Annotated in this window: 7 protein-coding genes and 1 riboswitch; of the genes, 3 read left to right on the forward strand and 4 right to left on the reverse strand. The window is 63.3% G+C overall.

The annotated features are described in order from the left end of the window. Positions 1–245 precede the first annotated feature (245 nt). Positions 246–884 (forward strand): cAMP-activated global transcriptional regulator CRP, encoded by a 639-nt coding sequence (gene crp / locus AACW87_RS15375; protein ID WP_042870085.1) that lies wholly within the window; start codon positions 246–248, stop codon positions 882–884. 122 nt (positions 885–1,006) lie between these two features. Further along, entirely contained in the window at positions 1,007–1,807 is an 801-nt protein-coding gene (locus AACW87_RS15380; protein WP_043554673.1) for a putative RNA methyltransferase, read from the forward strand. A gap of 61 nt (positions 1,808–1,868) precedes the next feature. On the opposite strand, the gene AACW87_RS15385 is transcribed toward AACW87_RS15380, so the two are convergent. From AACW87_RS15385 to AACW87_RS15400, 4 genes are all read right to left on the reverse strand, one after another. After that, complete coding sequence (locus tag AACW87_RS15385; RefSeq protein ID WP_277606796.1) at positions 1,869–3,791, reverse strand: glycoside hydrolase family 19 protein; 1,923 nt, start codon at positions 3,789–3,791, stop codon at positions 1,869–1,871. A 76-nt stretch (positions 3,792–3,867) separates the two neighbouring features. Further along, complete coding sequence (locus AACW87_RS15390) at positions 3,868–6,246, reverse strand: M66 family metalloprotease (protein ID WP_241325458.1); 2,379 nt, start codon at positions 6,244–6,246, stop codon at positions 3,868–3,870. Positions 6,247–6,332: 86 nt separating this feature from the next. Further along, entirely contained in the window at positions 6,333–8,945 is a 2,613-nt protein-coding gene (locus tag AACW87_RS15395; RefSeq protein WP_241325459.1) for a glycosyl hydrolase family 18 protein, read from the reverse strand. Positions 8,946–9,056: 111 nt separating this feature from the next. Continuing rightward, positions 9,057–9,144: riboswitch (cyclic di-GMP riboswitch) on the reverse strand. Between the two features lie 175 nt (positions 9,145–9,319). Then, entirely contained in the window at positions 9,320–12,820 is a 3,501-nt protein-coding gene (locus tag AACW87_RS15400; RefSeq protein ID WP_241325461.1) for a hybrid sensor histidine kinase/response regulator, read from the reverse strand. 225 nt (positions 12,821–13,045) lie between these two features. Between AACW87_RS15400 and AACW87_RS15405 the strand changes: the two genes are divergently transcribed. Next, entirely contained in the window at positions 13,046–13,666 is a 621-nt protein-coding gene (locus AACW87_RS15405; protein WP_103471508.1) for a DUF2975 domain-containing protein, read from the forward strand. Positions 13,667–13,672 lie beyond the last annotated feature (6 nt).

A 13,672-nucleotide genomic window follows, 5' to 3' on the forward strand; every position in this document is an offset into this window, starting at 1 on the left:
GGCACATGTCAGCCATTTTCGCGAACTTGCAGGCGAACTAGATCAAAATCAACATCTGATGCCGCCATCTTCCCTAAAATGGGCGGGATAGCGCAGCAGGCAACAAGGGGAGCTGGCAAAAGCCCTCAAAGCCTTGTCAGCACAGACAAAGGCTCTTATCCTACTGCGACTAATACAAGGAATGGCAAGGTTGGCAGCTTGCCCGGACGCACGAGTCCATAAAAAGACACTACAGAGGAATTCTCATGGTCATTGGCAAACCGCAAAGCGATCCCACCCTGGAATGGTTCTTGTCGCACTGCCACATTCATAAGTATCCCGCCAAGAGCACCCTGATCCATGCGGGTGAGAAAGCGGAAACCCTCTACTACATCGTCAAGGGCACTGTGGCCGTCTTGATCAAGGACGATGAAGGCAAGGAGATGATCCTCTCCTATCTGAACCAGGGCGACTTCCTGGGCGAGATGGGCATGTTCGAGGAGAGCGAGAATCCGGAGCGTTCCGCCTGGGTGCGCGCCAAGGGCTCCTGTGAAGTAGCCGAGATCTCTTACAAGAAGTTCCGTCAGCTGATCCAGGTCAATCCGGAAATCCTGATGCGTCTCTCCGGTCAGATGGCGACTCGACTGCAGCACACCAGTCAGAAAGTCGGCAACCTGGCCTTCCTGGACGTCACCGGCCGGATCGCCCAGACCCTGCTCAATCTGGCCAAACAGCCGGATGCCATGACCCACCCGGATGGCATGCAGATCAAGATCACCCGTCAGGAGATAGGCCAGATCGTTGGCTGCTCCCGCGAAACCGTAGGCCGGATCCTCAAGATGCTCGAAGAGCAGGAGCTGATCTCCGCCCACGGCAAGACCATAGTGGTGTTTGGCACCCGCTGACAGGGTTCCCTGACGGCTCAGCACAGGGCCGTTGGATAAAAAAGGCTGCCACGGCAGCCTTTTCTGATCGTCTCCCCTATAATCCTGCACGCCCTTCCCCGGCCTCAACCAAGCGAGTGTGTATGCATCTTCAATGTCCCCTTTGCCGCAGTCCCCTGCATCTTCACGAAGCATCCCGCGGGGTCTATTGCGACAACAAGCACCATTTCGATCCGGCTCCGGAAGGCTATCTGGATCTCATTCCCGGCAAGAAGAACCCCAAGGACAGTGACAGCCGCGCCCTGATGCGCGCCAAGCGCAACTTCCTGGAACAGGGTCACCAGGCGCCGCTGGTGGATGCCATGGCGGCCCTGCTCGCCCCGCTCGGCCCCCGCGAGCTGATCCACCTGGGTTGCGGCGAAGGCTACTACTGCCGCGCCCTGGCCGAGCGCCTGCCGGGCTGGCAATTTGCCGGCGTCGACATCGCCAAGAACACCATCTTCGCCGCCAACAAGGCGCAGCCGGAAGCTCAGTTCGTTATCGCCGATCCGGCCCGCGCCCCTATCCTGCCGGGTACGGCCCAAGTGCTGTTGGTCAACGACCTCAAGGTCAAGACAGAGCAGCTGGTCAGCTGGCTGGCACCGGGCGGTTACCTGCTCTACCTGCAACCGGGCCCGCGCCACCAGTGGCAGCTGAGGGTCAGCCTCAACCCGGTGAGCATGGAACACCCCCTCAGCTGGCCCACCCTCGGCGGTCTCACCCCCCTGGGTCAGGAGCGTTGCCAGTTCGCCATGACCATGGATCAGTCCCTGCGCAGCTTCATCCTGGAAACCAGCCGCCTCGGCTGGCGCGCCAGCGGTGAACAGCGCCACGCCTTTACCCAGCAGGGACCGGACGAGCTGGAACAGGATCTGCTGCTGAGCCTGTGGCAAAAGCCGCTCTGATGGCACGTCCTCCCATGAAAAAAGGCCCTGACGGGCCTTTTTTATTGAACGAATACAGACGTCACAGCTTGATCCAGGCATCCCCCCATGCCGTGCCCTTGCCGGGCTCATAGGCCCAGGCTGCACCCGCGCACCAGCCGGTGTAGGGGTGCGGCTTGCACTGGTAGTTGCCCCCCAGATTGCTCACCTTGTCCCCCGCCTTGTAGGCAGTACCTGCTTTGTAGGGCGGGTTGCCATCGGGCGGCGTGGTACCGCCGCTGCCCTTGATCAGGATCTCGTGGGTCGCACTGCGGCTGAGCCCCTTCTCGTCGGTCACCTTGAGCACGAAGCCGTAGCGGGTGTCGCTGGTCGGGGTAGCCGGCAGGGTGGCACTCAGGGTGGACTGGCTCAGATCCGAGGCGCTGGCCCCGGCAGGCAGGGTCCAGGCGTAGCTGAGGGGCTTGCCTTCCGGATCGCTCGAGCCCTGGCCGGAGAGCAGCACGGTGGCACCGCCCAGCGCCTCGCTCGGGCCGCTGATATTGGCCACCGGCGGCAGGTTGGTGCCACCGCCGTTGTCCTCGATCACCACCTCGGGGAAGAAGTGCTGCACGCACTGGCTGTAGTCCCGCGCCTTGAAGGCGCTGAAGCGGGTCTGGTAGCCCACCAGCTTGCAGGCGTAGCTCTTGCCGCCGTTGGGGTTGCCCGGCACATAGCTCCAGTCGTTCTCCCAATAGATGGGCAGGGCGCCGGCGCCCGCCTCGTCAAAGTACTTCATGTTCTTGCAACCGAGCACCTCGTCTGCCGGCACGGGTACCCCCAGATACTGGGCCTGGGCCTGGTAGTAATTGATGCGGTTCTGGGACTGGGCGTGCTCGGCCGCGCCGCCGCACTCCACCCCGCCGTTGATGATCTGGGTGGTGACCCCGAAGCCCGGCACTAGGCCGTTCTGCCTGTCGTGGGCATTGGGCTGCCAGGTGCCGTCGATCACGTGCAGCATGGAGGGCTTGGGCGGCTGTGGATAGACGAAGAAGAAGACGGCGCTGGCGAGGTTGAGCCAGGTGTCCGCCACTTTCTCCGGGTTGTCCAGCAGGGTGCGCACTGTGCCGAACATGGCCTCTGAGAAGGGACCGTAGTTGTAGTTGTACGACAGCTGCTTGGCGCCACGGCCGAAGTAGCTCTTGAACTCGCCGTTCTCGAACTTGCCGCACGGCCACTGCTGGCCCTGCCACACATCCGGCCGGCACTCGGCGTTGTAACCGCCGCGCATCTGCTCGGTCCAGCCCATCTCCCGCACCCACACCAGCCCCTGGCGCCACTCGGGCTCGGGTCGCCAGCTCTCGTGACCGCCGGTTTCCTGAGCGAAGTGGGCGAACATGGTGGCCAGCGACTTGCGGCAGATAGCCTCGGCGTTGCGTCCATCGCTGTAGTCGCCGCAGAAGGCCGGGAACTTGGCCACCGCCTGCAGGAAGCCGCGATAGGTGTATTCCGGGGCCCGCAGCGGGAACAGGAAGTTGAACTGCGACTCGCTGATCAACCCCTCGACCCGCTTGACGTTGGCGGGATTGAGCGGCAGCCCTGGGGTCACCGCCTCGACCACGTCGTTGTCGCGGGTCGCGATGGAGGCCTTGACTGCCGCCATGGCAGGGAAGTCGGTGAGCGCCTGCACCCTGGCGTCCAGCTCGCTCTGGCTCAGGTAGACGGGCGAGCCTTCGGTGGCACCGCTGCCCCCCTCCACCGGAGGCGTGATGCCAGCGCCGCCATCGGGCGGGGTAGCTTCGCCGTCACCCATCAGGGCCCACGGAGAGTCCCACTCGTTGGCGACCTGCAGCCCAGGGCTCTGGCCCGGATTGGCGTACCACTTGGCTTCATAGATCTTGCCGTTGAAACTGACCTGGCTGCCGCCACCGTATCCCTGATTGATGTCATACAGGGCGGCGGCCCACAGCTGACCGCTCAGACAGAGTCCTGCCAGCAGGCTGGCCACAGAGGACTTTCTTATCATCATCGTTACCTCTTGCTAGATAAAAGGCGGGGCTTGGCCCCCGCCAGTGGCACCTCGCGTTGCGCGAGGAAAAAACGTCTCAGCGCGCCGCCAGCGGCATGCCGTTGACCGTGTAGCCGAGCCCGGCCGGTGCCGGCGCGAGCTGGGCCTCGTTCTGCTGCTGGTTGCGGCACAGCAGGCTGGCACTGCGCGGCTCGCTGGCGGTGGGCACGTTGACGTGGAACTTGTTCATCACGCCGGCGCTCAGGCGGTGATTGGCGAGCCGGAAGCGCAGCAGGCCATCGCGGGTCTCCACCTGCAGCTGGCAATCACTGTTACCGAGCCGCTCGCCGTCATCGCCATAGGCAAAGCCGTAGGCGCCGTGCAGCGCCGGATAGAGGTAGCTCGGCAGTTGGCCCTGCGGATCGTAATAACCGACCAGGGTCGTCACCGGTACCCCGAAGGCCACGGGTTTGCGATCCACCGCCAAGTCCGCCGGCGGCCCCTCGTTCCAGCGGCTGCCGTCCGAGCGGTAGCTCTTCTTGAAGCCGCGCGAGACGGTGATCTGCTGGCCATTGACGAAGAGGGTGCTGTTGTAGCCGGCGTCGTGATCTATGCTGACGACGCGGCCGCGATTGACCGCCGAGGCCGGCGGCAACTGGATGTTGCGGGTCCAGTTGCCATCCCACATGGCCACCTTGACCAGATCGTACTCGGCCAGCAGGGCCGCCAGCCTCACCTCGCCCAGATCGCTCACAGGTGCAGTTATCTGCTCGGAGAGATCGACCCTGTGCCGGTAAGGCTCCATCCTGGCCTGGCTCTCGTTCCACTTGCTGAAACCCGTGGGCGAGCCGGCATCGAACACCGCCTTGCTCTCGAGGAAGCGCTGGATGATGGCCGCCGAGTTGGGGGTGTAGAGGGTGAAGCGGTTGAAGCCGGAGAGCGGCGCCCCGCCGGCCATGGCATCGAGGCCAAACGTGCGGTCATGGAAGGGAGCCTGGCACTGACCGTCGAGGCAGGTGCTCTGGCCGCTGCGGGTCGCGAAGAAGTTGGGGATGAAGCGATTCTTGTCGCCATCCCAGCCCCAGGTGGCATTGATCTGGTCGGCGCTGCGATGCACAGAGCCGGCAAAGCCGCCCACGTAGTGGCCGAGGCCGTAGTTGTGACCCACCTCGTGGCTGAACTCGTTGCCAAGGGATGCGTCCAGGGTGACTATGCCGCCCCCGCCGGAGCCGCCGTGTACCTGTACCCCGTTGGCGTACTTGCCACGGCTGTTGTGGGCGGCCAGCTGGGCCACCACATAGGGATGGCTGCTCTCCCCCTCACCGGCCGTGCTGTTGATGCCGTAGTTGGCATTGTCGATGCCAAGGGAGATGAGCTCCTTGCCGATGCGCTGACGCATGGTGCCCTCGTGCCATCCCCCCTCGCTCGGATCGAAGTCGGTGAGCAGGGTGCCATCCGGCAGCATCACCTCCGGCAGTGACAGGGGCGCGTACTGGCTGACGATGAGCCGGCTGGCGGGAATGGTCTGGAAATACTCCCGCTGGGCCTCTTTGTCCTTGGCAAAGGCAAACTGGTCGCGCGGACTGGTCAGCATGCCGATGTCTATGGTGTGGATCAGCAGCTCACCCGGCGCCCCCACCTTGAGGTCCGTCAGCTCGCCGTGAAACTGGTTATGACTGAACCACAAGCTGAGTCCAGGTACTATCCATTTGGAGGGCAATACCCCGCTCCAGGCATCGCTGGCGTAGGTGATACCGTTGTTTTCCAGCTCGCCATCGCGGATCCACTGGCCACGCACGAACTTGAACTGCTGGCTCTGGCCGCGGGAGAGGGTCACCTGGCGGCCACTGAAAAAGACGGTCGAGTCGTAGCCGGCATTGGAGGCGAGGCGCACCATCTTGCCTTCCAGCGTCCCATCCGTCGGCAGATACATGTTGCGCACCCAGCGCCCGTCTGCGGTCTGGATGGACACAAGCGCATGGACTCGCAACTTGCTCAGCAGGAAGGCGCCACCCGGATCGCCCAGCTGTGCCAGTTCGCTGCTGCTGTTGATGACGCCCGTGGTGCCCGGGCCCGGAGTGAAATCGACCCCTTCCTCGGGAGAACCCTCCAGGTAGTAGGCGGTTTTGGGTAGTCGAGAGGGGGGGTTGAGACCCATAGAACCAAGCAACTTACCCGTCCCATCATAGGCCATCACCACCATGGGAGCTGTGCTGTCGGCTTGCATCGGTCTGACCAGCAACAGGCTCTTGCGCAGGGCGGTGAGATGGGGCTGATTGTCCCCCTCACGCGGATGGGCGGGCAAGATCTGGCTCTGGGCAAACTGCACCCTGGCGGCCAGCGAACCTTGCAGATCGTTCTGTGGCTGGGTGCCGTCGAAGATCAGGGCAGGGACAGCCTGAGTAGCGGCCAGCAGAGAACCGCTTGCCAGCACTGCGGTGATCAGGCTGGCAATACGGGTAGTGTGTATGGTCATCATGACGCTCGCTGTTGTTGTGGGAAAAAGAAGGGGCATGCAAGCATGCCCCGGTTGGTTCACAGAAAGGCTAGTTGACAAAGAAGTTAATTACAGCTGGCGGCGCCTGCATCCTGCCAGACGTCGTGCTTGCCGGGCTCATTGCCCTTGGTCCAGTACTGGGCCTTCCACTTGCGACCGTTGTGGGTGGTCAGGTCACCGGCGTTGTAGGCCACACCGGCATCCCAGCCCAGCTGCACCTGGCTTGTCAGCTTCCACTGATCGGCGGTGCGGCTCGGTTCATTGCCCTGGGTCCAGTACTTGGCCTGCCACACCAGCTGGTTGTGGCTCACCTTCTCGCCACCGTTGTAGGTGGTCGCGGCCTTCCAGGCCGGCCAGTTGGCGGCATCAGGATCCGTGGCACCACAGTCGCCACCACCGCTGACCGGGGTCACGGTAAGGCGGGTCTTGCCTTGGGCATCCAGCGCGCCATCGGTCACTGTGACCGTGAGGTCATAGCCGGTCTCCACGGTCACGGCAGGGCCAGTCACCACCAGGGTCTTGCTGTTCTGACCGCTGGCGGTCAGGCCTGCCGGCACGCTCCACTGATAGCTGAGGGTGTCACCGTTGGGGTCGGTGGCGCTGGCGGTGATGCTCACCTGCTTGCCGGCCTGGACCGAGACCTTGTCCTGCACCGTCACCACAGGCGGCAGGTTGGGTTGCGGCGCCTTGTTGGTCACCACCACCTGATCCTTGGCACTGAGGTTGTGATCGTCGGTCACCGTCAGTTCGAACACCAGATTCACGTCCTGGCTCACCGCATCGACGCTCACCTTGGCCTTGGCCTGGTTGGCATCGCTCAGGGTTGCCTTGGGACCGGAGATCTGGGTCCAGCTGTAGTTCAGTACGGCCCCTTCCGGATCGCGGGAAGAAGAACCATCCAGCACCAGCTCGGCCGGCCCGGTCACCGCGAGATCATTGCCTGCGTTGGCCACAGGCGGCTTGTTGACCGGCGGTGTTGTGCCTTCGCCGTTGCCCAGCCCCTCGTGTATCGCATTGAGGATGTCGCCGTTGTCGGCGTCGATTTCCCAGGCGAACATGCCGCCGAGCTGGTTGGCCAGCACATACTGCCCCTTGGCCTTGACCGAGCGATCGTCATCGAAGGTGATGAGCTCGCCGGTGGAGGCCTTGAACACATAGGGCGCCTCGGCCACCTCGTCGTAGCTGTACTGCCAGTCACCGGCCATCTTGCCCTTGGCGATGCCGCGGTAGTCGATGACCCCCTTCTCCCAGATCCCTTCCGCTTCGCTGCCCGCGATGGGGCCTGTGGCTGTGCCGGTGAAGGGGTTGTTGCCCTGATAACCGCTGACGCCGGTCCAGCCACGGCCATACATGGCCGCGCCCACCACGACTTTGCCCGGATCCACGCCCTGGCCCAGCAGCGCCTTGACCCCCTTGTCGGTGGTGTACTTGGTGTTGGGATCCCAGCTCGCCTCATAGAGCGCGGTCTGGTGGCCCAGCCCGGTATTGGTCCAGGCGCCGTTGAAGTCGTAGCTCATCAGGAAGATGTGATTCATGTATTGCTGGGCGGCGCGATAGTCCACCTTGGCAATCTTGTCACCGCCGGCGCTGATGGCGGAGGTGAGCTCGTAGGTGCGACCCGTCTCTGCGCTCAGCTCGTCGAGCATGGCGCGCAGCTCCTTCATCAGGAGCACATAGGTCTCGCCATCGGAGGCGCTGCCCAGGTTGGGGTTGGCCCCCAGACCGCCCGGGAACTCCCAGTCGATGTCCACCCCGTCGAAGAATTTCCAGGTCTGCAGGTACTCCTTCACCGAGGCGACGAAGGTGTCGCGTTTGGTCTTGTCACCGAAGAAGAAGAAGGGGTCGGAGAGGGTCCAACCGCCGATGGAGGGGAGAATTTTCAGGTCCGGATAGGCCTTCTTGAGCGCCATCAGGTTGCCGAAGTTGCCCTTGTAGGGCTCGTCATAGGCGGTGAGATTGCCCTGCCCCATCTGGATGGCGGCCCAGGGATCGTGGATGGAGACCTTGAAGTCCTCGCGCCCGGCGCAGGAGCGTTGCAGCGCCTCGAAACTGCCAGCGATCTCTTTCAGGCTGTCATTGATGCCATTGCCCCCGCAGATGGGAGTAAAGCCGTAGAGGATGTGGGTCAGGTTCTGGGCCGGGACCTTGTCCACGGTGAACTTGCGACCATAGACGCCCCATTCCACATAGTAGGCCCCCACCACCTTGCCGGACTTGTTGGCGTAAGGCTTGTTGTTCTCCTGCAGCGGCGCCTTTAGCGGCAACAGGTGGCTGCCGTCGGTATCGGCCACCAGGATCTCTTTCTTGTCGGAGAGGGTGCAACCATCGGCGTTGCACAGCGCCACCTGCATCTGGTAGCGGCCACCCTTGGTCACCTTGAAGTTGGCGGTGCCGGCGGCAGAGGCGGCGCCTGACCACACCTCCTTGCCATCGAGCAGCACCTTGGCGGTCTGGCCGACATCACCGGACCAGAGGTTCCAGCTCACGCTGACCGGCGCGCCATCGGCGTGTACCTTGACCAGCTTGTTGTAGGAGGTGGCGGCTTGATCCACTTCGACGATGGCGAACTTGGTTTCGCCCCAGCCTATGGTGGGTTTGCCGGGGGCGGCAGCGAAGGCGGAGGAGGCACACAGACCCCCGACCAACAACGCCAGTACTGAGGGTTTTGGACTTAACATAGTTGAATATCCTTATTTCGTTCTTGGAATAAATAACGAAAAAGGCAACGCCAACCTGACAGGTAACGCAGACAACATCGCGCCATGGCTTGGCCCATGGACGAAACAACCTGTGGTGGCCCCGCTATCTTAGGTACTGCTGACCCTTAGACCGGAAGCTTTGCGTCCCGGACTTTCGTCCGGTTTGCCTTTTGCACAACTTGATTTGCGACAAAAAATAATCGCGACCTGACTATAAGGGAGTCAAAGGAGGGAGAGCAAACCCCAGATAGGTTATTAATAAACCACTTTTTATCTAAAAAGAGCCTCAAACGAGAAGAAAAGGCACCTTATCGTGTCAGAAAGTGCCGATCTTGCCGCCTGAGAGGCCGAGATTAAAAATCAGATGAATTACTTGTTTCGTGATCATCATCAAGTTTGGCCGGCTGCAATATGCTGTTCATCAGCGCTCGCAACTTGAGCGGCTTGACCGGTTTGCTGATGTAGCCGTAGCCGTGCTCGCGGATCTGCGCCTGCAACTCGCTCTTGCGATCCGCACTGATGATGATGCCGCCTATGTCGTTGCCGTGGGCGAGGCGCAGCATGTGCAGCGCCTGCAAGCCTGTCTTGCCGTCATCCAGGTGGTAATCGGACAGCACCAGCTGCGGCAGGAAGCCACCGGCGATGAGATCTTCCGCCTGAGCCTGACTCTGGGCACAGACCACCTCGCAACCCCAGCGCCCCAGCAGGGAGTGCATGGCGATCAGAATGTCGCTCTCGTTGTCGATGCAGAGCACCCGCGCGCCCTCCAGCTGGCTGTCTCGCAGGGCGGGGGCCGCCACCTGCGTGGTTGCGACAGGACGGGTCGCCAGATTGAGGGTGATGGCAAACACGGACCCCGCCCCCGGCCAGCTGCGCAGGGTCAGGTTATGGCCCAGCACCAGGGCGATGCCGCGGGCGATGGCGAGCCCCAGCCCCAACCCCTGCTCCTTGGCGGTGCGGGAGTGATCGAGGCGGGAGAATTCGTCGAAGATGGCCTCCTGCTTGTCGGCCGGTATGCCGGGGCCGTTGTCCCACACCTCGATGCGCACCTTGTCCCCCAGCCGACGGCAACCGAGCAGCACACGGCCGCCCGGGTTGTAGCGAAACGCATTGGTGAGGAAGTTTTGCAGCACCCGCCGCAACAGGCGCACGTCGCTGTACACGGCCAGCTTGCTCTCCACCACAGAGAACTGTATGCCCCCCGCCTGGGCCAGCACCCCGAACTCCGCCTTGAGGTTGTCGAACACGTCGTGCAGGGCGAAATCGAGCTTTTTAGCCTTGAACTTGCCCGCCTCGAGGCGCGAGATGTCGAGCAGATCCGTGATGAGATCCTCGGTCGCCCCCAGCGCATCGTCGATGTGGCGGGCGATGCGGGCCGTCTCATCCCGGGGCGGCAGCATCTCCAGCAGGGAAGAGGTGAACAGCTTGGCGGCGTTGAGCGGCTGGGTCAGATCGTGGCTCACCGCCGCCAGGAAACGGCTCTTGGAGTGGTTGGCCCGCTCCACCTGCTGGTTCACCAGCAGCAGCTGACGGTTCAGCTCGGAGAGCTCGTGGGTGCGTTCGGCCACCCGTGCCTCCAGGTGCTCGTTGGCCTCGCGCAGCACCCGCTCGGCGTCGCGAAACGGGGTGATATCGGTAAAGGTCATGACGAAACCACCGGCCGGCATGGGGTTGCCCTGCATCTCTATCACCCGCCCATCGGGGCGCTCCCGCGCCGAGATGTGGGGGCTGCCGCGCAGCATGAAGGCGACCCGCCGCGCCACATGGGCCTCGATATCACCCGGGCCGCACAACCCCTGCTCGGCGTTGTAGCGGATGATCTCCTCGATGGATCGCCCCATCTGGATGAGGCCGGGCGGGTAGTGGAACAGCTCTATGTAGCGCCGGTTCCAGGCCACCAGCTTGAGTTCCCTGTCCACCACGGAAATCCCCTGCCCCATGTGCTCTATGGCCCCCTGCAGCAGGCCGCGGTTGAAGCGAAACACGTCCGAGGCCTCGTCCACTATGGTGGCTATCTCTTCGAGCTGCATGTTGCGCCCCTGCAGGGCCGAGGCCAGCACCAGCCGGGCGGACGAGGTGCCGAACACCCCGGCCAGCAGCCGCTCTGTGTGGGCGATGAGCTCGGCCGAGGCCTGCATCTGGGGCGCCAGGGTGCCGCCCCGCTCGCCGGCGAAGCGGCCGAAGGCGCGCTTGACCCGGCTCGAGCCGACGAAACGGGCCGCCAGCATCTCCAGCTCCTTGACCGAGACCCGCGCCTGATAGAGGGCCGTGGTGTCGCGGCTCGGCTTGCCGACGAAGTTGGCCGCCTGCAGCCGCTCGCTCACCGCCGCCCGCGACAGCAGGGAGCCCGCCACATAGCCGAGCAGGTTGAGCAAGAGGCTCAGGAAGATGCACCAGGCCCCCAGGCTCAGATCGCGCACCGCGGGCCAGTCCGGCGGCGCCAGCAGGGCTTCCAGCGGCGAGCCGGCCAACAGGCCGCTCTCCGCCAGCAGGGTCGCAAACCAGAGGCTGACCCCGAGGGCGAGGCCGAGATAGACCCCCTTGCGATTGCCGTGCCGCCAGTAGAGGCCGAGCAGCAGGGCCGGCGCGAACTGGGCCACGGCGCCGAACGACAGATAGCCGATGCGCGACAGGCTGGTGAGATCGCCGAGCCAGAGGTAGAGCCCCCAGGCTGCCAGCAGGATCAGCAGGATGGCGCCGCGGCGCACCTGCAGCAGCAGGCGCACCAGCCGCTCGTCCCGCCCCTGCTGCCAGAAGCGGCGCAGCAGCACAGGCAGCACCAGATCGTTGCTGACCATGATGGCCAGGGCAATGGTGCAGACGATCACCATGCCGGTGGCCGCCGAGGTGCCGCCGAGAAACGCCAGCATCGCCATGCCGTCGAAACCGAGCGACATGGGCAGGCTGATCACATAGGTATCCGAGGCCATGCCGGCCCCCACCCACTGCTTGCCCGCCAGCGCCAGCGGCCAGATGAAGAGTCCCATCACGAACAGGTAGAGCGGGAACAGCCAGCGCGCCCAGTGCAGATCCTGGCCCTGATTGTTCTCCACCACAGTCACGTGGAACTGGCGCGGCAGGCAGATGACGGCGCACATGGCGACCAGGGTGTAGATGGCGAGCTCCAGCAGACCGCCCGGCGTCACCGCCACCACGGCATCGAGAAAGTCGCTGGCCACCAGGGTGCGGGCCTGGCTCGGCTGGCTCAGGATCAGCCAGAGCGCGAAGCCCCCCACAGTCACGAAGGCAAGCAGCTTGACCACGGATTCGAAGGCGATGGCCACCACCATGCCTCTGTGGTGCTCAGTGGCATCCAGGTTGCGGGTACCGAACAGTATGCTGAACAGCGCCAGCAGCAGGGCCACGCCGAGGGCCAGCCCGGCGGTATTGCCGGTGGGGCCGGCAGACACAGAGTTGGCCATCAGCAGATCCAGCCCGGTCACTATGGCCTTCAGTTGCAACACCAGATACGGGAGTATGCCCATGATGGCGATCAGGGCGATCACCATGGCAAGACGCTGGGACTTGCCGTAGCGGGCGGCGATGAAGTCGGCGATGGAGGTGATGTGCTCGCGCTTGGCCACCAGGATGAGGCGGGCCAGCAGTCGCCAGCCAAACAGGAACACCAGCATGGGGCCCAGGTAGATGGGCACAGGTGACCAGGGGGATTCGCTGGCCTGACCGACTGTGCCGAAGAAGGTCCAGGAGGTGCAGTAGACCGCCAGCGACAGGCTGTAGAGCAGGGGTTGCCCCTTGAGGCGGCGGCGCTTGTTCTTGTCCGCCACGTAAGCGATCAGAAACAGCAGCCCCAGATAGGCGAGCGACAACCCGATCAGCAGCCATCCCTGGTGCATCTGTAACCTCTTGTCCATGTTGAATATTTAAGCGCGGCAGCTGCCAGTCTAGAGAGGTGCCCGGAAAATGTCATCTCCTTCTTGTGCATCACGCCTTATCGTTTTTCAATAAAAAACCCCTTGACTGAATATCGAAAAACGATAAACATTGGCGCCGAGTTATCGATAAACAGTAAGCAAATGCCGCACTGTGCGGCCCATGGCATCTATCACGAGGTAGTTAGGATGAAATACAACAAGCTCGAACGCATGAGCAGCCTGATCGAATGGATCCTGCTGTTCGCCCTGCTGGCCACCCCGATCATGACTGTGCTGGGCACCTGGTCCCATCTGCTCGGCGGCAGCGACTACCTGCAGGACGAGCTGATCAGTGCGCTGGCTCAGGAGGGTGACAAGGTGCTCAACGGCGTGCCGCTGACCATGGGGGAGGCTACCGCCGTCCAACAGGCAGCCCCCACCCCCTCGCTCAGCGACTATCCGCTTGACCTGGGCACGCGCCTGCTGGCTACCCTGGTCATGCTGCTGCCGGATCTGGTGTTCATGCTGATCCTGTGGCAACTGCACCAGCTGTTTCGCGGCTATCGGCACGCCATGCTGTTCACCTTCAGCCAGATCCGCCGCTACCGGCTGATCGGCCTGCTGCTGTGCGCCAGCTTCGTCACCAAGATCATCACGACCCCGCTGCTGGACACAGTGCTCACCCTGCCAGGCCCCGAGCTGCACGGCACTATCAACATAGGCTCATCTGACTTCCAGTTGCTGCTGGCCGGCTTGATTGTCTCGGCACTGGCCCTGGTGATGCGCGAGGCCAAACAGCTGGCCGATGAACAACAACTGACGGTGTGAGGATCC

Source organism: Aeromonas sp. MR7 (genome assembly GCF_963899385.1).
Lineage (GTDB): Bacteria > Pseudomonadota > Gammaproteobacteria > Enterobacterales > Aeromonadaceae > Aeromonas > Aeromonas bestiarum.